Genomic DNA, 21,217 nt, shown 5'->3' with positions numbered 1-21,217 from the left:
ACATTAAATAACCTACAACAACCTACAACCCAAAATTATGTACCCTCATAAACATACTTTAGGATGGCTCAACTTTATCTCGCTCGATAGAGGTAGAGCCAAGAGACAATAGCAGCTAATAGAGAACTGATTAGATATAAATTCCGCAGGCAGCTAGCCTCTATCCACAAGTAACTGCTCTAATGTGGGCTAACTACAATTGCCTAGTAGACCACCTATATAGACAAGTAGATAAAGTCCATAACTTTCAAATTAATTCTCTAATTTTTATTAGGTCTAAGCTTCTATGCCTTGCTCAATGAACCGTCTGTCTATTTTTGTAGACGGGAACAATATGTTCTATGCGCAACAAAAAAATGGTTGGTTTTTTGATCCAAGACGTGTCTTGGAACATTTTACAAATGATCCGGATGTCATGTTGGTCAATGCTTTTTGGTATACCGGAATTAAAGATCCTCAAGACCAACGTGGCTTTCGTGACGCCCTGATTAGTCTAGGCTATACCGTCCGCACCAAAATTCTGAAAGAGTATTACGACGACAATTCGGGTCGTTACTCGCAAAAAGCCAATTTGGATATAGAGATTGTGATCGATATGTTCAACACTGTTGAGCAGTACGATCGCGTGGTTTTGTTTAGTGGGGATGGTGACTTCGAGCGGGCGATCGAACTACTCCGCTCCAAGAGCACTCATATTACAGTGGTATCAACAGAGGGCATGATTGCTCGTGAACTTCGCAACGCCACCGATCGCTATATTGACCTCAACGATATTCGGCCCAAAATTGAGAAATTCGATTCTCAGTTCTAAAAGTTGCACCTTAAACGTCAACGGGGTTCCTTAGAATAAGAAAAGTGTTGTCCACTTGCACTCAAGTTGGCTAAATCTGCTATGAAAGTTCAACCCCAACCAGACCGAATTATTATTTTCGATACGACCTTGCGTGATGGTGAGCAGTCGCCCGGAGCCACGCTGAATGTGGAGGAGAAGCTGACCATCGCCCGACAACTGGCTCGTCTGGGAGTTGATGTCATCGAAGCAGGATTTCCTTTTGCCAGCCCTGGAGACTTTGAAGCCGTCCAAAAAATCGCTCAGACTGTAGGGACCGAACAAGGCCCGGTGATTTGTGGTTTGGCTAGAGCAACTCGTCAAGATATCCAGACCGCAGCAGAAGCTCTCAAGCCAGCGGCTCATGGTCGGATTCACACCTTTATTGCCACTTCCGATATTCATCTCAAGCACAAACTGAAAAAGTCTCGCTCTGAAGTGCTGGCGATCGCCGAAGAAATGGTCGGCTATGCCAAATCCTTAATTGATGACGTGGAGTTCTCGCCTGAAGATGCAGGTCGCTCTGAGCCAGAATTTTTGTATCAAGTGTTAGAGCGGGCGATCGCCGCAGGTGCCACCACCATTAATATCCCTGATACCGTTGGCTACACCGTACCCAGCGAATTTGGCGCTTTGATTCGCGGCATTAAAGAAAACGTCCCTAATATCGACCAAGCCATCATTTCCGTTCACGGCCACAACGACCTCGGCTTAGCCGTCGCCAACTTCCTAGAATCCGTGAAGCATGGAGCCCGCCAGCTAGAATGCACCATTAACGGGATTGGCGAGCGAGCTGGCAATGCCGCCCTAGAAGAATTGGTAATGGCTTTGCATGTGCGGCGGCAGTACTTTAACCCCTTCCTCGGTCGTCCTGCTGACTCAGAAGCATCGCTAACTAATATCGACACCCGCCAGATCTACAAAACCTCCCGCTTGGTTTCTAACTTGACGGGCATGTTGGTACAGCCCAACAAAGCGATCGTTGGTGCCAATGCGTTTGCTCATGAGTCGGGGATTCACCAAGATGGAGTGCTGAAGAACAAGCTTACCTACGAAATCATGGATGCCCAATCCATTGGGCTAACCGATAACCAAATCGTCTTAGGTAAGCACTCAGGTCGCAATGCCTTCCGCACTCGCTTAAAAGAATTGGGCTTTGAGCTGTCGGATCAAGACTTGAATAAAGCCTTTGTTCGGTTCAAAGAACTGGCAGATAAGAAGAAAGAAATCTCGGACTGGGATTTGGAAGCCATCGTCAACGACGAAATTCAGCAGGCTCCCGAATTATTCCGGCTAGAACTAGTGCAGGTTTCCTGTGGCGATCGCGCCCGTCCTACCGCCACCGTCAGCCTCCGCACCCCCGAAGGCGAAGAACTCACCGATGCCGCGATCGGCACTGGCCCTGTGGATGCTGTGTACCGAGCCATCAACCGCGTGGTGAACGTGCCCAACGAACTCATCGAGTTCTCAGTCCAATCCGTCACTGCTGGAATCGATGCAATCGGTGAAGTCACGATTCGCTTACGTCACGGCGATCGCGTCTTCTCCGGGCGAGCCGCCAACACCGACATCATCGTGGCCTCCGCCCAAGCCTACGTCAATGCCCTCAACCGTCTCTATGCCGCCATTAGCGCCCCAACAAACCTGCCTCATGCAGAGAGAATTGGGGCGGAAGTGTAAGAAGGATGAAGTAGGAAGGATGAGGGATGAAAAAGTGAGGAGTGAGAGAGTAAGATTTCTGATCGCCCAAACTCGAAACACTCACACATAGATTCGTTTGGAGGGGGTCTGGGGGACGCAACCGTCCCTCAGCGGGAGTTTGAGGGCAGGTGCCCTCAAGGCTCGGATTAACTAACGTCGATGCACCAACGTTGGCCCTGACTGATCCGTTGGCAACAACAAAACCTCACTTAAATTGACATGCGCCGGACGAGTCGCACAAAACAACACCACATCCGCCACATCCTCAGCCGTTAAAGGTATTAGCCCCTGATATACCTTCTCAGCCCGCTCCGCATCTCCATGAAATCGCACCTGACTAAATTCTGTCTCCACCAAACCAGGGTCAACAGAACTGACTCGCACAGGCGTACCCAACAAATCTTGCTTTAACCCTTCCGAAATCGCTCTCACAGCCGCTTTGGTACCACAGTAAACATTGCCGTTGGGGTAAGTTTGATGCCCTGCGATCGAACCAATATTGATCACGTGCCCTCGGCCTCTCGCCACCATCCCAGGCACCACAGAGCGAGTCACATAGAGCAAGCCCTTGATATTGGTATCAATCATCTCCTCCCAATCTTGCACATCGCCCTCGTAGAGCTTGTCTAAGCCACGGCTCAGGCCCGCATTGTTGACCAAAATATCAATGTTGCCCCAAGAGTCGGGCAGCGATTGGAGGGCAGCTTCTACTTGAGGGCGATCGCGCACATCCAACTGCAACAGATGAATCTCGCTAGCAAACTCTTGATTTAGCTCATCTGCCAACTGTTCTAAGCGATCGCGCCGACGAGCCGCCAACACCAGCTTGGTCCGAGCCTCAGCAAAAGCTCTGGCACAAGCCGCTCCAATGCCGCTGCTAGCCCCAGTAATTAAAACGACTTGATCTTTAATCGCAACCACAATCACACCCCAATTTCAGCTTGCTGACTCACATCAGATTCAGCTTACCGTGAAGGTTTGGGAGGTTGAGTGGCAACAGGTTGACCTACAACTCGTAAGCGTTGAGTCACAATCGTCATGCCATCTTCTCGCACTAAAACCGCTGAGATCCAGCGATCTTCCGGTCTAGCAGGTGCGCGACCCACCTTATAAATGCCGCCTGCCGACAGCAGCTCTAGGTTGAACGTAGCGGGGTTGAGATAATTGTTCGGTTTGATCGGTTCTTCTACGGCTGCTCCTAAGAGGAGGCTGTCTCCCAAAGGTTCTCGCACGATCGCATCGAAGCTGTATTCCTGGTTGGGCCGCACTTGTTCTGGCAGCGTGATTTCTACGCGGGGGGGCGCTTCTCCCGTGGTCAACTGAGTCTCCTCAGCTAGAATCTCTTGCCGCACAATTTTCTGGTTTTCCAGCCGTTGCCGCGATCGCAGAGTTGTGTTCAGAACTAAGTTCCGCTCACCTAATTGCTGCACGCCGCTCATGTAAGTCACTGTTTCCGCCGTAAAGCCTCTTCCTTCGGCTTTCCAGGACTTTAGCTCGGTGCGGTAGTTGATCTGGGGATACTGCTTCCACAACGCCGCTAAGGCTTTTTCAACTCCTTGGCGCGTTAAACCGTCCGAGTGACTGAAGTTTGAGCCGTAGAACTTCATGACTTCCGAAAGATTGTGGCTATTGGCAGCCGCATCAATTTGAGCCAGTAAATTCTTCAGGGGTGCTGGGGCCGCTGGGGTTGTCGTGGCTGGCGCTACTGGTCTAGTTTGAGCCTGCACTGCTACAGGTTGCACTCCCTCTCCCGCAAAAACAGTCAATCCTAGCGTCAGCAGACCCAGGAGCGGCCAAGTCCCTGCTTTTGCCCGGATGTGGCGGGAGTTAGGTTGGAGATTGCGGCATAGACCCGTGAGCGAGTTGTGCATAAGTGATAGCCTGGATAGTTGAGTAGCAACGATCAACGTTTTGGATGCGAAGTCGGCGATGTGGACAGTTTGATCTCCAATCGCAGCCTGTAACTGCTTCCTGCATTGTAGAGTACCCTAAGCGATCGCCTAGTAGTTGAACTGTGTCCCATGAATAGTCCTGCGGCAAATTCTCCTCTTCGATTACTCATCGCAGCGAGTGGCACTGGCGGTCACTTGTTCCCGGCGATCGCAGTAGCAGAGCAACTCCCTGACTACAAAATCGAGTGGCTAGGTGTACCGAATCGGCTCGAAACTCAACTCGTTCCCGCTCAGTATCCGCTACGAACTATCCCGGTCGAAGGCTTTCAACAACGGCTAGGTTTAGGGACGCTCAAAATTCTTTTCCGTTTAATTCGCTCGATTGGACAGGTGCGCCACTTACTCAAGCAAGGCAATTTTCAAGGCGTACTCACGACAGGCGGTTATATTGCGGGACCGAGCATCATTGCGGCGCGATCGCTTGGTTTACCCGTTATCCTGCACGAATCCAACGCTCTACCAGGGAAAGTTACGCGCTGGTTTAGCCCTTGGTGTACGGCAGTCGCCCTAGGATTTGAAAGCGCAGCCCAATATTTGCCTAAAGCTCACAACGTCTACGTCGGAACTCCAGTGCGATCGCAGTTCCGAGCCGCAGCCAATCAGCCGTTGGAGGATCTGCCTATTCCCGCTGATGTCCCATTAATTGTGGTCGTTGGTGGTAGCCAAGGGGCCGTTGCAGTGAATCGAATGGTGCGGCAATCCGCTCCAGCCTGGTTGGCGGCAGGTGCTTGGATCGTCCATCTCACGGGGGACAGTGATCCAGAGACGCAAAGTTTGCAACATCCACATTATTTCGCCTTGCCGTTCTACGACAACATGGCTGGATTGTTTCAACGAGCTACTTTAGCGATTAGCCGCGCTGGAGCGGGTTCGCTGACGGAGCTAGCCATCACAGGCACCCCCTCGATTTTGATTCCTTACCCTTTCGCTGCCGAAGATCACCAAGCGCATAATGCGGCTATCTTTGCAGCGGCAAGAGCCGCCCAAGTCTATCGCCAAGCAGACCTGACCTCAGAACTACTAGAAGCGAAAGTGCTGGAGCTGCTGCGATCGCCTAATCTCTTGCAAGAGATGGCAACCAAAACAGAGTCCCTCGCCGTAGCAGATAGCGCTGAGCAATTAGCCGCCCTTGTACGGCAACTAGTTGAACAAAAACACCAATAAAAAACCCCCTTTTCCAAGGAGGCTAACTTCAAATCTTGCTTCCTTCCTTAGTAGGGAAGGGGCCAGGGGTTAGGTTTATTCTTCTTCAACAAAAGCTTCTTCGTCCTCAACCTCTAGGGGAGCCACGGAGTTAGCAGAAACCACAGCGCCCATTTCGAGCTTCTGGCGGACTTGCTGTTCCACGGTTTTAGCGACTTCGGGGTTTTCTTCCATGTACTTGATGCCATTATCACGGCCTTGGCTGATATTCTCGCCGTTGTAGCTGTACCAAGCACCTTTACGAGTGATCACGCCCATTTCTTCTGCGAGGTCAATCAAGCAACCCAGCGTCGAAATCCCTTTGCCAAAAATGACATCAAATTCAGCAATGCGGAAAGGTGGAGCCACTTTGTTTTTGGCAACCTTCACTTTAGCCCGGATCCCAAACTCTTCAGTGCCCTTTTTCAGGGTTTGAATTCGGCGGATATCGAGGCGAACCGAGGCGTAGAACTTGAGAGCATTACCCCCTGTTGTGGTCTCAGGATTACCGTAGGTTACGCCGATTTTCTGACGCAACTGGTTGAGGAAAACGACAGTACAACCAGAGCGACCAATATTACCAGTAATTTTCCGCAGGGCTTGACTCATCAACCGAGCCTGGAGACCGACGTGGATGTCACCCATGTCGCCTTCAATTTCCGCGCGCGGTACAAGGGCTGCTACCGAGTCAATTACGACAATATCGACAGCCGCAGAGCGAACGAGTTGATCAACAATTTCTAGACCTGCTTCGCCTGTGTCGGGTTGGGAAACCAGCAAATTCTCGATATCAACGCCCAACGCTGCGGAATAGGATGGGTCAAGAGCATGCTCAGCGTCTACAAAGGCGGCGATTCCCCCGGCTTTTTGCACTTCCGCGATCGCATGCAGAGCTAGGGTCGTTTTTCCGGAACTTTCAGGGCCGTAAATCTCAATTACCCGCCCCTTGGGTAACCCACCACCCAAGGCCAAGTCGAGGGTCAACGCTCCAGTGGGAATCGTCTCTACCCGCATCCGGGTAGCATCTCCCAAACGCATGATTGACCCCTTGCCAAAGTTACGCTCAATTTGAGTGAGCACTAGGCTTAGGGCTTTTTGCTTATCGGGGTTATCAGTAATTTTGGTAGCCATTAACGCCTCAAGACAGGATTTTTTGCAGGATGTAACAGGCTGGACAAGACAGAGGGGTGAGACTCTATTCTAGAAATTTAGAGCCGATATGAGGGTGACAACAGCAGCGAAATTACCGTAATAGAGTTAAATTTATCTATCCAATTAGCTGAAGTCTCGTTACTCTGGAAACAGGCAAAGCAGTCTAATTGCTCCCTCTAAAATTTTACCTTGTTTTCAGTACGAACGTACTAAGAAAGAATTAAGGTTTTCAGGCACTTCGGTAGACCCCTATGACGAGGGCATAGCCCCTAGATGATGTTACGATGACCTTCTACCTTCCCGATCTCCTAGTTCCCGATACAGCACTTTCAGTGGCAGGTCTGACCGCCTATATTCAAGCCCTGCTAGAGCAAGACAGTCAGTTGCAGCAGATTTGGGTTACTGGAGAGGTTTCGAGTGCTAACCGTTATCGGAGTGGGTTGTTTTTTACGTTACAAGATCCGGATGCTAAGGCTGCCATCAGCTGTGTGGTTTGGAGCAGTCAGCTCGGCAAAGTAGTAACCCTACCCACCCCAGGCGAACAGATCATTATTCTAGGGCGGATTCATCTACATCCTCAACGGGGGCACTATCAATTAATTGTTTGGCAAGCACTACCGGCTGGTGAGGGCTTAAGAGCTTTACGATACCGCCAGTTGCGGCATCGGCTAGAAGCGGAAGGATTGTTTGATCCCCAACGTAAGCGATCGCTCCCCTCACATCCACAAACCGTTGCTGTCATCACATCTCCGCGGGCTGCGGCTTGGGGGGATATTCAACGTACTCTCAAGCGCCGTTATCCCGGTTTAAAGGTGCTGTTTTCACCCACCTTAGTGCAAGGGGATCAAGCTCCTGTCTCAATTGTGAATGCGATCGAGCGGGTTGAACGGGATGGACGAGCTGAGGTGCTGATCTTATCCCGTGGTGGGGGTGCGACTGAAGATATGGCCTGCTTTAACGACGAACGGGTGGTGCGGGCGATCGCCAACTGTGCCATTCCCGTGATTGCTGGCATCGGGCATCAGCGGGATGAGTCGTTGGCAGATTTAGCCGCAGATGTGTATGCTCACACTCCCACAGCCGCCGCAGAGCAAGCTGTGCCACAATTAGCTGACCTTTACACGCAACATCAGAAGCGAGCGATGGCTTTACAAGAGGCAGCGAACCATCAGTTTGGCCGAGTAGAGGAAGAACTACGCCAGTTGCGCGATCGCCTGCGCAGGTTGCCCCTAGAGCGGCAATTGCAACGGGAGGTAGGCAACCTAGCCTGGCTGCGTCAAGAATTAATTAAAGGTGCCCTACGGCAATCTCAACAAGCCACGCATCACTGTCAAACCCTACAGCAAAAGTTGGCCAATCTTGATCCCCAGTCAGTTCTGCATCGAGGGTATGCCATAGTCAGACAGGGAGATGGCACCATTACCCGCTCTACCACAGGGTTACACTTGGGCCAAGAGCTATCGATTACCCTAGGGCAAGGTCAGCTCAAAGTTCAAGTGACCGAAATTTTACCGGCAAAGCCTAATGCCAGTGAGTCTTCAACTGTACTATGAACGACCTAACAAGCTTGAATCAAAGCACTTCTAAACCAACTGACACCGTAGCCAGTGCCAATTCACCCTCTACTTCATCCCAGACGGACTGGAGTTATGAAACAACGGTGGACCAAATTGAAACGATTATTGGTCAGATTGAGGCAGGAGATCTAGATCTCGTTGAGGTTTTTGATCAATTTGCGATCGCAATTGACCAACTGCGGCAATGCGAAACTTTTTTGCGTCAGCGTCAGCGTCAGATGGATTTGCTGATTGAAAAATTAGTCGATGAGTCTGAATCTTACTAAGACTCGCCCTACTGGTAGCTAACTCCTCCAGTAGCTAACTTCTGTTGCAGGGATCGCTGTTTTTTCTCGTCGCTATAAATAGCGTGGCTCTTTAGGCGATACTGCCCCGTTTGCGCGCTTCTTTGTAAGACGTACCAATATTTCGTAGCCCCGCTCGAATCATTTGCTGCTCTAAAAGGGCAAAAAAGCGAGAGCGATCGCCACCCCGGACCACCGCTTGGTTATGTGCCTCCGCCAACACGACTGGATACCCGTAGCCCTTCTGCACTTGAGCCAGCGTTAAGCTGAGGGCCATCTCTAACAAAGTAGTATCTTCCGCCACCCAAGCAGGAAATTCTACTCTGGCAATTTCAGTGCCCACGTGGACATAGCAAAAGTAGATGTTATGAGGACCATACAGATCTAAAATCCGAGCCGAACTGCGCCAAAGTGGGCTACGTTGTCCTGGTTCGAGAAATGCGGACCACAGCGCAATATCTCGTAGCGGGTCAAACACATGGCAAGGAGCGCGATCGCTTTGGCCAGGGCAGTACGTGGCGCAGTCGGGGGCAGGGTGAGGACAGGTTTGTAAGCGCAAGAAGTTGAGGGCTTCACCACTCCGAGAAGCACTGAGATAACCAATGAGAGGAATTTTGGCTAATCGCAGTTGCTCCCAAGCCTGTAAAATCTCTGGCAACAAGCGATCGCGAGCTTCATTCGGTAGCGCTTCCAGAAACCAATAAATTAGCGAACCATCTACCATCGCCAGTAGGGGAACTTGTTCTGCCGCCTGTCTTTCATCTTGCTTGCTTCCTACTTCATGCTTTACCTGACACGCCAAATCTGCCAATACCGTTGCTTCTGAAACGGTACGGCGATGCCCCATCCATTCCTCAGTGCGAATTCCCCATTGACGGGAAACGTAAAGGTCTTCAGGACGGTAGAACACTTCTGGCAAGCTATCCAACAAAGGATGCAAACTTTGTCCGTAATGCAGCACGACTCGCCCGACATTAATCAAGTAGCAGTAAGCAATCTCATGGTGGCTGGGAGCAATTTGCGATCCATCGGTGGCGATCGCGGTATGAATAGCCGGAGCGACTCCCAAATTGACTCTTGTGGTGAGTGGTTCTACAGGTTCCGCTGCTGCAAAGCCCAAGCGATCGCTCCAGGTTTGTCGTTGCAAGACGAGTTCTGCTTGCCGAGATTGAGCTTGGGTTAGTAATTTTTGGGCTAGTTCCAAGCGCTGCCGCGAAGCAGTTGCTTCGTCCGCTAAGTGCTGGCTAATTCCCTGCATCTGCTGCGCTAGTTTAGTCAGATCAAGCATGGGGCAATTCCTAGGGCCAAGCAGCAAACTCTTGGCTAAATTGAGCGAGGGAGAGCAGTTGAATCCGAGAGGTTTGAGCAGCTAGGCTGCGGTCTGTGGCGGTGTTATAACCCCAATCTGCTAAGTAAAGCTGGACTTCTGTTAAATCAGGCTGCTTTTGTACCGATTGTAAGGTTTTTAAGCGGTCTTCAATAAACCACAGCTCAGCAGCATTTGTGAGGTGATATTCAGGGGTCGCCAGCAACTCTCGTAAAATTTGGTGTTTGGGTCGCTGCACTTCTTTGCCAAAAATTTGGTTAGGAGCTAGCTCAATGCCTTGCTGCTGCAACAGTTGCTCAACAAACCGTCCTTCCTTCGTAGTCACAATCACAGGTTGCCCTGACGCAGCCAAGAATTGCTGAAGTCGAGCAATCACTCCAGGATAAAAGCGATGTAGAGCTAACCAGCTACTCAAATCGGTAGCAATCCATTGATCGCGCCCTTGATCGAGAGCAGCAGCAACTTCTATGGCCTGTAAGTTACTTTCAAGTAGGATTTCTTGGGCGATCGCAGGCCAATCTTGAAAAATTTTAGCAGTCGGAATCTCTAGCAATATCGCTTGGATTAGAACTGGCATTTCCCAACCTGTTTCCACCACTGGACGGAGTTGGTAAAACAGCTCGGCCACTTCTTGACTAGCTTCTGGATTGGCTACAGCATGAGGGCTATTCCAAAGGTGACAGTAAGTTCGCCATGCGGTCTGAAAATATTCCAGCAACCCGTCACAAAGAACTCCATCAAAGTCAAGGGCGAGGACTTTTGGTGCACTTGGGGACATAACTTTGATTCTAAACTGCGCTTCAGGTAAGAACTATCTCACCTATGGCAGTAAACTGCTTAGAATAAAGTATAATTATTTGGATTTAACAACTGGGGCGCTAGGATTCGAACCTAGGAATGGCGAGACCAAAACCCGCTGCCTTACCACTTGGCGACGCCCCATTGGATTCACATTGACAATAATAGCAGCAAAATCCCATAGTCTGTCAAGCACTTTCTAGCCAGTAACTTAACTTTTTTTCAAACTTCCGCTTGACTAACTCAGATGAAGCATCGCTGCCACGAAGTTTTCATCGCCTTCGCGATCGCGTTTCTTGTTGGTCCGTGGGGAAAACTGGGCACTCTGAGGTTAAATCGATTGGTTGGAGGCGACAATAAGGATATGCAACCGAACCATCGCTTCTAGTTTCAGTTTGCATTCCCTCCTTGGGTTATCTCGCTCCATTGCGTTCATTTAGACTGCGTCAGCAGACTAGAGATAGGAATATGTCCTCAGACTTAGGTTATCAAGCAACGATTCTTGCCGTAGATGACAGCGTTGTCATGCAAGAACTGATTAAGCGAGTTTTGGCGGTAGATTATCGGGTTTTGGTTTCCGATAGCGCTGTAGATGCCTTGTCAGTTCTAGGTCGCGAAAAGGTAGCGCTCTTACTTCTAGATGTTTCTATGCCAGGCATTGATGGCCTAGAGTTTTGCCGAACCGTGCGTAAATTACCTCAGTTTGAGGCGTTGCCCATCATTATGCTGACGGCCCGCGATCGCGCTTTTGATAAAGTTCAAGGGCGGCTCGCAGGCGCGTCAGAATATTTGACTAAGCCGTTTGATGCCACTCAATTGCGCCAGTTAATCCAAAAATTTGTTGGCGCTCAGGCTCCGGGCAGCTCCAACTAAAGTTGGCTGCAAGGCTATTTCTGGAAGACTTTGGCTTGAATATCTAGGACCAGAGCCTATATTTTGCGAGAACTTATTTTCGAGCCAGTATTTTATCGGTCTGAACCAAGCTAAGTTAAGCGGCAATCAGACTGTCAATCTCGTTCAAGGCTTGCTCAATTTCAGTAATGCCTGTTGTGATCTCTTCCCAACTTCTTTGTTGAATCTGCTTTTCCATGCGCTCAGCTAGGTTTTGAATGACTTTGACCCCAACATTAGCGCTAGCTCCTTTAATTTGATGAGCTTTGTGCTCTAGGGTCTTCAAGTCTTGATTCAGTACGGCTGCCTTGGCCAGAGAAATGTTTTTCCGAGTATCTTGCAGGAATAGCTGTAGTACTTGTTGCTGAAATGCACCGTTGCCACGAGTGATGCGTTGAAATCGATCGAGGTCTAAGCCAACTCTCGTAGCTAATTCAGGCGTCACAACCCCTGTCGTTTCTGCAACTGGCTCCGTCTCTGGAGGCGCGATCGCGTCACACACCCAAGCGTGACTCCAACGCTTTAACTTGTCAACGAGTTGAGCTTCGTTAAAAGGTTTGTTGAGAAGGTCGTTCATGCCCGCATGAAGGCATTTTTCTTGCTCTCCCTGGACATCATTGGCAGTCATCGCAATCACTACGGCTTGTCGATTTTGCCCTTCTAGGCGACGGATTGCGGCCACAGTAGCGTAGCCATCCAAGACAGGCATCTGACAATCTAACAGGACGATGGTGTAATTTGCCTGAGCCATGAGCGCCAAAGCTTCTTGACCGTTAGTTGCTACATCAGGTTCGCAACCTAGGTTCTTAAGCTGTCTAACCACGACTCTCTGGCTGACAGGACTATCTTCTACTAACAGAATTTTAAGCTTCGATAGGTCTGTCATGGAAACGAGTACAGATTCCTCTGAAAGTTACTGAGCTAATCCTGCTTAGTTAACGCACTTAGTTAAATAGCATACTTAAATATTTTCTCTGTTTATTACCTATTTCGACAGGTTATGCAGTGAGTAAGATCACGGTCTGTATCGATTTCAGCCGCTCCTACAAACTTTTGCTTTTGGTTTTTGGCAACTACAACTTTTTGGGCAAGACTTTGCTAGTAATAAAATTGGCGATGTCATTGACGGGTAGTACGTGCTGTGCGGCCCCCAGCGCGATCGCTTCCTTCGGCATGCCAAACACGATGCTACTTTTCTCATCTTGAGCAATGGTGAGGCCGCCTGCTTCAGCGATCGCTCGCATGCCCTCAGCACCGTCTCGGCCCATTCCAGTCAACAGAGTACCGATTGCCGCCTTACCATAAAACTTAGCCACAGAGTTAAAGGTCACCGTGACCGAGGGGCGATGCCCATCTACCAAGGGCGAAACTGAGCAAAGGAACTTACCTTGGCGATCGAGTTCTAAATGCGATCGCTCCGGGGCAAAATATACCGTTCCTGCCAGCGGCACTTCACCCGCTTGAGCAATTTTGACATGCAATCGACATTCAGCCTTAAGCCAATTCACTAATCCCTGCAAAAATCCTTCGCTGATATGCTGCACACACAAGACTGGGAAGGGCAAGCTGGCAGGTAGTGGTTTCAAAACTGCTTGCAGTGCTTGGGGTCCACCTGTGGATGCTCCAATGGCTAGTACTCGCTTTGGCCCTGTATTCAACCCGATACGCGACCCTGTAGAGGTTGGATAGTTGCCACTGGGCATACTTCCTGAAGATGGAGACTGAGTCACCGGGAAGCGACGCTGCTTTGTAAAGACAGTCACACCAGACAGGACTCTAATCTTAGTGATTAATTCCTGCTTGACTAGCTCGTAGTCAGTGGCCAACCCTGCACCGGGCTTTGGGAAAACATCCACCGCTCCCGCTTCTAGCAACTGAAAGATATTATGCGTGTTGTCAGGCTGGACAGAGGCACTAATTACCAAGATGGGGCGAGGATACTCTGCCATGATTTGCTTGGTAAACTCTAGCCCATCCATCCCTGGCATGTAGAAATCTGTGCAAATGACGGTCGGTTCCACTTGGGGAATCAGTTGCAAAGCTTCAATACCATTCCGGGCGGTTCCAACAACTTGAATGTCTGTTGAAGAAGAAAGCATCCGTTGCAGGATAACCAGAGATACTGGAGAATCTTCTACCAGAAAAACCCGAATTGGCAAAGACGACATCTAAACAAGTCTCCTTAAGGTGTCTAGTAACACCTTCTGGTCAAAAGTACCTTTTGTAATGTAGGCGTTGGCTCCCGCTTCTGCTCCTCGGCGCTTATCCTCATCGGTTGCTAAAGACGTGACCAAAATAATTGGCAGCTCGCTATATTCTTTATGCTGACGAATCTTAGCAGTTAACCCCAAACCATCCAAGTTGGGCATTTGGACATCGGAAATTACAGCATCAAATTCACGATTTCTCAGCTTGTTGAAGCCATCTAAGCCATCCACTGCTGTCACTACTTCGTAACCAGCACTCTCCAAAATGCGCTTCTCTTGAGTCCGAATGGTGATCGAATCTTCTACGAGCAGGACTACTTGTTTGGGTGCTTGCACTTCTGCAAAGGCCTTGGGAACCAAAGTGGTAGCTCGCTGCCGCACTGACTTGAGCAGGTCTTGGGGGTGGAGCACCATGCAAACTTCGCCAGTCCCTAAAATCGTTGCTCCAGCCACATTCCGGACTCGCTTGAGTAATTTGCTTTGGGGTTTGAGCACTACATCTTGTTCGTCGAGTAAAGCCTCTACCAGTAGCCCGACGCGATCGCTGCCCACCTTCAAGATGATACAGGGTAATAACTTGGAGCTGAAACCAGGCTGGGTAGGACGCGACGGTGGACTTGATTTTAGTTCTAGCAAATCCGCCAATTTCACAATCGACACAGGTTGGTCTGCCAGGATAACGGTTTCCCGCCCTTCGATGGCAAAAATCTCATGAGGTTGCACTAATAAAGTCGTATGCACGGCTTCTACGGGGATCGCATAAGGCCGCCCCTGCACTTCTACAATTAGCACATGAGCTGTCGCTAAGGTTGTGCCCATTTGGATGCGGAAGGTGCAACCTTGACCCAACTGCGACTCTACTTGAATGGTACCCTTGAGGCGCTCGACATTGGTGCGGACCACATCTAGCCCAACTCCTCGGCCAGAAATTTCGGTAACAAAGTTTCGGGTGGAAAATCCGGGCGAAAAGATGAGTGCTTGAATTTGGCTGGGAGTCATAATGGCCAAATCTGCTTCTCGAATTACCTCTCGCTTGAGGGCTGTCTGCCTAATACTCTCAACATCTAAACCCCGACCATCATCACTGATTTCAATGACGATATTGGTGGCGGTTTGGTAGCCCTTGAGGCGAATCGTAGCCTGCCGAGACTTGCCTAATTTTTCTCGTTCTGTGGGAGATTCTAGACCATGATCAATGGCGTTGCGAACCATGTGCATCAAGGGGTCTTTCATCTCCTCTAGTATCCGCTTATCAGCCCGGGTTTCTCCACCCTCAATGATCAAATTGACTTCTTTGCCTTGTTGCTTGGCTAAGTCTCGCACGATGCGCGGCAGCAATTGAAAAATCGTGGATAGTGGCAAGAGGCGCAGAGTCCGAACGCCTTCTTCTAGTTCGCTGGCCACAATATCTAGGCGAGCATTATCCTCGTAGGCATCACTTTTTAAGCGATTAATGAGCAATCCAAGCCGATCTAGACGTTCTTCTGTCCGTTGGTAAAACGTTTGCAGTTGTTTGAGGTCTCTCTGGGTGGCGGGGCGATCGCTAGAACTGAAGACAAACCGATTGACAAAGGTATCGCGACTCCATTCTTCCCACAAACTCGCGATCGCTTCAATCTCACTTAAGCGATGAGCCACCCGGATTTTAGTCACGGTTAGCTCACCTGTCTGGATCATCAAAGCATCGAGTTTTTGCGTCTCAACTCGAATTGTTTCAATCTTGTAGCCACCTGAATTGTTAGCATCCGCGATCGCTGGAGCCGCTGGCAAATTTGTCCCTGGAGTTTGAGGAAGGGCCGCAGGAGTTGCTGTGGAGTTGAGAGTCGGAGGTTCTTGAGTTGAGAGAAGATGATAACCGTTGTCTCCGCTGTTTTCTCCCAGCTCAGCAGTCACAAATTCGCCGATAACCACATGGCTGCCCTCGTGAGGTAATCCCTCAGCCGCAATCAAGGGAATCGTTGTGGCTGAATCAGCAGTATCAGCATCTACTGGGGTTTCTGCATCAACAGGCTGTATCAGGTGGCCGTTTAGTACTTCAGCGGTATCACTAGCGCTGTCGCTCGCTACTAAAGATGTATCAGTGGAAATTCCCTGGAGATCTGTGGCGGTAGGTAAGGAAAATGTGGTACTTGCAGACTGATCAGCAGAGACGGCTGAGGACGAAGAATCTGATTCCGGTGCTCCCATTAAATGAGCGAGGACGTGGAAAGCATTAATGTCAGCAGGTTCTCCTGTGACTGATTCATGCACTAATTTACGGATTGCGTCTAAGCCGTAGTAGAGGCGATCGCTCACTGCCGCTAGCCTGATGTTGCCACGCTTAACCGTTCCTAGAACATCCTCAATCTGGTGCGCCAAGGTGCCGACATCTCTGACTCCTAGCATGTTGGCATCACCCTTCAGGCTGTGCGCTTCTCGCAGTAAATCTTCTAATCTAGTGCGATCGCTCGGATGTTCCTCCAAATACAGTAAGCCTGCTTCGAGGTGCTGTAAATGTTCTTCGCTGGCAGTTTTAAAGATACTCCGGAGTTCATCGTCGTCGATCATCATAATCAGGGGTCAACCTACTTGAAATATCTAGATTAAATTCTTCCAATGCGACGCTGCTTCATTAAAAAGAAATGCACCAATGAGCTTAATTCGCAGGGTCATACCTTCAAACATGAAATAAATTCCATTTAAATGAATTCACTACACCACTACCTTTAAGTCGTAGGCAGCTTCGTTCAGTTTTTGCGTACTGGCCTTGGTTTGACTAATACCGCTCGCTGTTTCTAGGGCTCTCTGATTGAGAGAAATCATTGCATCTACAACTTGCTCAATCGCGATCGCCTGTTGTTTTGCAGTCAGCGAAATCTGTTGGTTATTGACAGTGATATTGTTCATCGCCGTCACAATTCCCTCCACAGTTTTTGTGCCTTCATCGGCCACCATTACGGTAGAGTTCGTTGCATTTTGAACATCAGAAACAAGCGAACTAATTCGTTCTGCTGACTTACGACTTTGATCAGCCAGCTTGCGAATTTCGGCAGCGACTACAGCGAAACCTCTGCCATGTTCTCCCGCCCTAGCTGCTTCTACAGCCGCATTCAAGGCCAACATATTAGTTTGGTTGGCTAGATCGCTAACCAAGCTGGAGATGCTGCCAATCTGATTTGTTTGTTCACTTAAGCGCAGAATTTGCTCAGCAATCTGTCCTACTTTGTCGCGCAGGCTAGAATTATGCTCTCCTCCCTGCCGCCCACCTAAACCATTGCCATCAACCAAAATAAGCGCTTGTTGGGCACTGTTTGCTGCTGCTTCAGCTTGCTGAGCTGACTGCCGGGAAGAAGCACTCAACTCATCCATTGTGGTTGTGGTTTCGCTGACGGCTGCGGCTTGCTGGGTAGCCGTGTGCTCCTGCTGCTCAACGGCTGCCGCAATTTCTGAAGCAGAGCTAGCGATCGCGGTTGCAACTTGATTAATCGGCTGGACTACCCGCCGCGCAATAAAAATCGCTACTGAGGAGCCTAAAATAATTGCCACTAAAGTTCCCCCTAGGGAGATCAAAGAGGCAAGTTGCTCAGCTTGTGTGGCTGCTGCCCGCCGCTGGACCAATAGGTCATCCTCGACGGATTGCATCTTGTTAAGCTCGCGGCGAATGTTGTCCATCACGGTTTTGCCTAGGCCAGACAAAACTAAAGCTCTGAGTTCCTGTTCTTTGCCTTGGCGCTTGAGTGCAATGGTTTGGGCCAGCTCATCTAATTTTTGCTGGGTTAATCTTTCGACCTCAACCAGCGATCGCTTTTGCTCTTCATTGCTAAGTTTACTTCTCAACTGACTAATATCAGTCGGAAGGCTGGTCGTCGCTGCGTTATAGGGTTCTAGAAACTCTTCTTTGCCTGTAAAAATGAATCCACGTTGGCCGGTCTCAGCATTAATCAAAGACTTTTCTAGCTCTTGAAGACTTCCTTTAATTTGATAGGTGCGGTTAACCGATGCCATTGAGTTAGCCAAGACCTGCATACTTAGCTTTGAGGCCAAACCAACACCAATCATCAGGGCAAAAATAGTCCCAAATCCAATGGGTACAACTCGACTCAACTTCATGTTGTTGTGCAGCATTTTATTTCCTATGGCTCAGCATTTTTATGATTGCAGTACAAATTATTGTATTTTTCTGGCGATCGCTTTGCCTAAAACAACTACTTAATATTTTGCACATCGGAGCACTTTTAAAGATTTCACAAACTCCAGTGAATCTCAGTATTTACACTGTTTTTAATTTTTAATTTAAACAAAAGACATTAAATTCATGGCTCACTGACCACAAAGCAATATTCAGTCAAGCTTGACTTCTTTAAGAAATCCCATTCCTGCCTAAAAACTATAGATTATTGATAAAATTTCACGATACTAAAAATTAGAAATAGTTTCTTTTAGATTTGTTTTAAAGAAATAGGCTGCGATAAAAACTTGAAAATACAGCTCTTAATAAGAGTTAAAACTAGAATCAAGTGAAAGTTGAAATTTAATCAAGAAATCTATAGTTCTTCTTCCACGAATAAGTTACCTTGATCTAAAACTTTTGACATATCTAAAATTCCCATCATTTTTTCCCGATAGAAAGCTGTACCTTTAAGAAAATTACTACCTTCTGAATACAGAGTCGTGGGCACAGCTTTTAGCTCACCGGGCTGAAGATAACTCACATCAAATACTTCATCTACAGTGATTCCAGCGATTAGTCCGTCAATGTCCACGATCATGGCTTTCATGCCAGAATGACTGGGGTTGCCCGCTAAATTCAAGAGGCTGCGAACATCAATGAGTGTGACAATTTCACCACGCAAGTTCATATTGCCAATAATATGATCTGGGCAACAGGGAACTGGAGTAATTTTGCGGATATCTGTAAATTCACGGACAAACTTGAGATCTAGGCCAAAATATTCTCCATTCAGCCCCACCACAGCAAGTGGAATCAATCCCGTAAAATCTTGATTCTGAGGTAACTGTAATAAATTTGCGGCTCGTTCCCGTAAGATGGCTTTTTCGGCTGCGGTGAGATGAGGGCAGAACTCTGATGTCGAGTGGCTTGTTGGCTCTACTGCCCCCTCTAAGGACGTCAAAACCTCGTTTACTGAGGGATACCGCACTAAATTTTTCTGGTTAAGAATAGTAATAATTTCGCCATCAACCTTGGCAATCCCAGCGGTGAACCTCGATGTAGTTTCTGCCTCTCTACCATAAGGAACTGCTACCTCAATACTGGCCAAATCGAGATTTTTAACTTCATCAACTTGATTGACCAAAATGCCAATCATTAGCTCCTGCCACTCCAGCACGATAATACTATCGCTAAGCTGATAATCCTGAGGTTGCCGCCCAAACCGACGATTCAGATCCATAACAGGCAGCACTTTGCCCCGAAGATTAATCAAGCCAATAAAATCTGGCGGCATCTCTACAGCCGTTGTGAGTTCTGGTAGATAAAAGATTTCCTGAATTAGGTTAGCTTCTAGCCCATAGAGCGAACCATGTAAACTGAAGACTAAATAGGGAGTCGGCAACATTGGTTTATAACAGATGAGTAATTTTTTTAAGATTTAAGAAATGATAGTCAAGTAATTTTAGTTAAGTATTTTTATTCAATAACTTCTTGACGTAGAGTAGTAAGTCACCTGCTGCTGAATGATTTTGGTATTCTACAGTTGTATCAGAAGAAATTTCCTTCAAGAGATCTAATGCTGTACTACGCATTTTTGTAGACCTAATGATGTCATTTTCTCTTGCATAAATTGCGCCTAAATCCAGATAAGCAGCGATCGCCTTAGGATCTAAATAGATAATTTTTTTTAAGATAGACTTGGCTGACTCAATGTCTCCTTCTTCTTCAGACACTTTAGCTAGTAAGTAATAAGGCTTAATAGAATGTATATCTAAGGAAATTGCTTTTTGGCAGTAGTTTTTTGCCTCCTGATATTGCCCTAAGTTAGCATGGGCCTGAGCCATTAAGTAATAAGCATCGAAACTAATTGAGTCATACTTAATAGCTTGGCTTGCTGCTTGCAGAGCTAATACACACAGACCATCTCTCAACAAATTTTCGGCTTGTGTGAGCGACGCTTGATATAGGGCCAAGTGGATTTTGGTTGAGGCGTTAGAGTGAGCCTGCGAGTTTGTATCTAACTCACCAACTGTCCTGTGAGTGGATTTATAACCTACCTCAAGGCTGGGGAGCGAACTTGCTTGCAATGGCTCTTTCCCGATGGGCTTAACTTCTTGGGTGGGCGCTCGCTGAAGTTTGAATTCTTGGGAGCCTAGCTGATGAGCCTGACTTCTGGCTGGATTAGCATTGGGTTCAGTGGATAAAATACGGCGCTGATACACCACCGATTCTGGCCAGATTCGGGTTTGAAACTGAGTCAGTTCTTGATTGTACAGCTCCGCGTGGCCCGTAATTAAATAGCCACCAGGCCTCAAGCAATTGTAAAATTTTTGCAAAACTACCGCGATCGCCGCAGCATCAAAATAGATAAATACATTACGGCAAAGGATTAAATCTAAGTCACAAATATCAGATAGAGGATTAGGAAGTTTATCTTGAATCAAATTCCCTGGATAAAACGTCACCCTTTCTCGAATTTTTGGATTGATCTCCCATCCGGATCGATGAGGAGAAAAATATTGTTGCTGTAATTCAGCGCCAAACGTTCGGAAAGACCAAGAGCTATAGCTACCTTTTTTAGCTTTCTTGATCGCTTCAGGATTAATATCAGTTCCTAAGATAGTGATGTTCCAGTCATCTTGTCTTGGCAACAACTCATGCACCAAGATTGCCAGCGAATAAGCTTCCTCCCCCGTAGAACACCCAGCACTCCAAATTTTGAGTGAAGCTTTAGATTTTCCTTGCTTAACTTTTAAATCTTTTTGGTAGTCAATTAGTTCTGGTAATATTTTATTTTTTAGTAAAGTAATTTGTCCTTGGTCACGAAATAGATAACTTTCGCCTGTGGTTAACAAAATAATTAATTCTTGCCATTCGCGATCGCTTTGAGGCGTAGGCATTTCTAAAAGCTTATAATATTGAGCCAATTCAGATATTTTGAGGCTCTGCATTCTGCTGAGAATCTTCTTGTAAATATTAGGCTGATCTTGCAGACGAATTTGTAATCCTGTCCGTGCTGCGATCAATTCAGTAAGAGCTTGCTGAAATTTATCCTGAATTGGAGGCATAAGTTATAAGGTCTTGATTGTTATCACTATCTACTTTTAGGGAAGTAGCAGTAGAAAAATCCAAAAGTATTGAGCTTAACTTCTATTAGTTACCTAATA

17 protein-coding genes and 1 tRNA gene are annotated in these 21,217 nt (G+C 48.0%); 6 read left to right on the top strand and 12 right to left on the bottom strand.

Going from position 1 to position 21,217, the window contains the following annotated elements; all coding sequences use genetic code 11:
* The first annotated feature begins 298 nt into the window (after positions 1 to 298).
* Together H6F72_RS04260 and H6F72_RS04255 are read left to right on the top strand one after the other, a co-directional pair.
* Complete coding sequence (locus tag H6F72_RS04260) at positions 299 to 811, top strand: NYN domain-containing protein (RefSeq protein ID WP_370527439.1); 513 nt, start codon at positions 299 to 301, stop codon at positions 809 to 811.
* 81 nt (positions 812 to 892) lie between these two features.
* Positions 893 to 2,509 carry a 2-isopropylmalate synthase gene (locus tag H6F72_RS04255; RefSeq protein ID WP_190432171.1) on the top strand — a complete coding sequence of 539 codons (1,617 nt, stop codon included), beginning with the start codon at positions 893 to 895 and terminating at the stop codon, positions 2,507 to 2,509.
* A 171-nt stretch (positions 2,510 to 2,680) separates the two neighbouring features.
* Here the strand turns inward: H6F72_RS04255 and H6F72_RS04250 are convergent, their stop codons facing one another.
* Both H6F72_RS04250 and H6F72_RS04245 read right to left on the bottom strand, forming a co-directional pair.
* Positions 2,681 to 3,451, bottom strand: coding sequence for an SDR family NAD(P)-dependent oxidoreductase (locus H6F72_RS04250; protein ID WP_190432169.1), 771 nt, complete (start codon positions 3,449 to 3,451; stop codon positions 2,681 to 2,683).
* A gap of 44 nt (positions 3,452 to 3,495) precedes the next feature.
* The gene (locus H6F72_RS04245; RefSeq protein WP_242016779.1) at positions 3,496 to 4,401 is read right to left on the bottom strand and encodes a nuclear transport factor 2 family protein; all 906 of its coding nucleotides are present in this window, start codon (positions 4,399 to 4,401) and stop codon (positions 3,496 to 3,498) included.
* A 150-nt stretch (positions 4,402 to 4,551) separates the two neighbouring features.
* Between H6F72_RS04245 and murG the strand changes: the two genes are divergently transcribed.
* Entirely contained in the window at positions 4,552 to 5,646 is a 1,095-nt protein-coding gene (gene murG, locus H6F72_RS04240) for an undecaprenyldiphospho-muramoylpentapeptide beta-N-acetylglucosaminyltransferase (protein ID WP_190432167.1), read from the top strand.
* Positions 5,647 to 5,721: 75 nt separating this feature from the next.
* Here murG and recA read toward each other — a convergent pair whose 3' ends face one another.
* Positions 5,722 to 6,795, bottom strand: coding sequence for a recombinase RecA (recA, locus tag H6F72_RS04235; protein ID WP_190432165.1), 1,074 nt, complete (start codon positions 6,793 to 6,795; stop codon positions 5,722 to 5,724).
* A 305-nt stretch (positions 6,796 to 7,100) separates the two neighbouring features.
* Between recA and xseA the strand changes: the two genes are divergently transcribed.
* Positions 7,101 to 8,369 (top strand): exodeoxyribonuclease VII large subunit, encoded by a 1,269-nt coding sequence (gene xseA / locus H6F72_RS04230; protein WP_190432163.1) that lies wholly within the window; start codon positions 7,101 to 7,103, stop codon positions 8,367 to 8,369.
* Positions 8,366 to 8,659: an exodeoxyribonuclease VII small subunit gene (gene xseB, locus H6F72_RS04225; protein ID WP_190432161.1), complete on the top strand. Its 294-nt coding sequence runs from the start codon at positions 8,366 to 8,368 to the stop codon at positions 8,657 to 8,659. The genes xseA and xseB overlap by 4 nt, the downstream gene beginning before the upstream one ends.
* 91 nt (positions 8,660 to 8,750) lie before the next feature.
* On the opposite strand, the gene H6F72_RS04220 is transcribed toward xseB, so the two are convergent.
* The 3 genes from H6F72_RS04220 to H6F72_RS04210 form a co-directional block, all read right to left on the bottom strand.
* Positions 8,751 to 9,965, bottom strand: a complete 1,215-nt coding sequence (locus tag H6F72_RS04220; protein WP_190432159.1) for a DNA double-strand break repair nuclease NurA — start codon at positions 9,963 to 9,965, stop codon at positions 8,751 to 8,753.
* 10 nt (positions 9,966 to 9,975) lie between these two features.
* Positions 9,976 to 10,782, bottom strand: a complete 807-nt coding sequence (locus H6F72_RS04215) for an HAD family hydrolase (protein WP_190432157.1) — start codon at positions 10,780 to 10,782, stop codon at positions 9,976 to 9,978.
* A 92-nt stretch (positions 10,783 to 10,874) separates the two neighbouring features.
* Positions 10,875 to 10,946 (bottom strand) — tRNA-Gln (locus tag H6F72_RS04210).
* A 324-nt stretch (positions 10,947 to 11,270) separates the two neighbouring features.
* Here H6F72_RS04210 and H6F72_RS04205 point away from each other — a divergent pair.
* Entirely contained in the window at positions 11,271 to 11,675 is a 405-nt protein-coding gene (locus H6F72_RS04205; RefSeq protein WP_190432155.1) for a response regulator, read from the top strand.
* A gap of 115 nt (positions 11,676 to 11,790) precedes the next feature.
* Here the strand turns inward: H6F72_RS04205 and H6F72_RS04200 are convergent, their stop codons facing one another.
* From H6F72_RS04200 to H6F72_RS04175, 6 genes are all read right to left on the bottom strand, one after another.
* Positions 11,791 to 12,579 (bottom strand): hybrid sensor histidine kinase/response regulator, encoded by a 789-nt coding sequence (locus H6F72_RS04200; protein WP_190432153.1) that lies wholly within the window; start codon positions 12,577 to 12,579, stop codon positions 11,791 to 11,793.
* A gap of 187 nt (positions 12,580 to 12,766) precedes the next feature.
* Positions 12,767 to 13,861, bottom strand: a complete 1,095-nt coding sequence (gene cheB / locus H6F72_RS04195) for a chemotaxis-specific protein-glutamate methyltransferase CheB (RefSeq protein WP_190432151.1) — start codon at positions 13,859 to 13,861, stop codon at positions 12,767 to 12,769.
* A complete protein-coding gene (locus tag H6F72_RS04190; protein ID WP_199298875.1) occupies positions 13,862 to 16,450 on the bottom strand; it encodes a hybrid sensor histidine kinase/response regulator in 2,589 nt (862 codons plus the stop codon). It lies immediately after the preceding gene.
* Between the two features lie 141 nt (positions 16,451 to 16,591).
* Positions 16,592 to 18,004 (bottom strand): CHASE3 domain-containing protein, encoded by a 1,413-nt coding sequence (locus H6F72_RS04185; RefSeq protein ID WP_242016778.1) that lies wholly within the window; start codon positions 18,002 to 18,004, stop codon positions 16,592 to 16,594.
* Between the two features lie 419 nt (positions 18,005 to 18,423).
* A complete protein-coding gene (locus H6F72_RS04180) occupies positions 18,424 to 19,455 on the bottom strand; it encodes a chemotaxis protein CheW (RefSeq protein WP_190432149.1) in 1,032 nt (343 codons plus the stop codon).
* 61 nt (positions 19,456 to 19,516) lie between these two features.
* Positions 19,517 to 21,001: a protein-glutamate O-methyltransferase CheR gene (locus H6F72_RS04175; protein ID WP_199298874.1), complete on the bottom strand. Its 1,485-nt coding sequence runs from the start codon at positions 20,999 to 21,001 to the stop codon at positions 19,517 to 19,519.
* Between the last annotated feature and the right edge of the window lie 216 nt (positions 21,002 to 21,217).

The organism is Trichocoleus sp. FACHB-46, from assembly GCF_014695385.1.
GTDB lineage: Bacteria > Cyanobacteriota > Cyanobacteriia > FACHB-46 > FACHB-46 > Trichocoleus.
The sequence above is the reverse complement of the archived record's forward strand: the minus strand, read 5'-3'. Positions and strand labels throughout refer to the sequence as shown.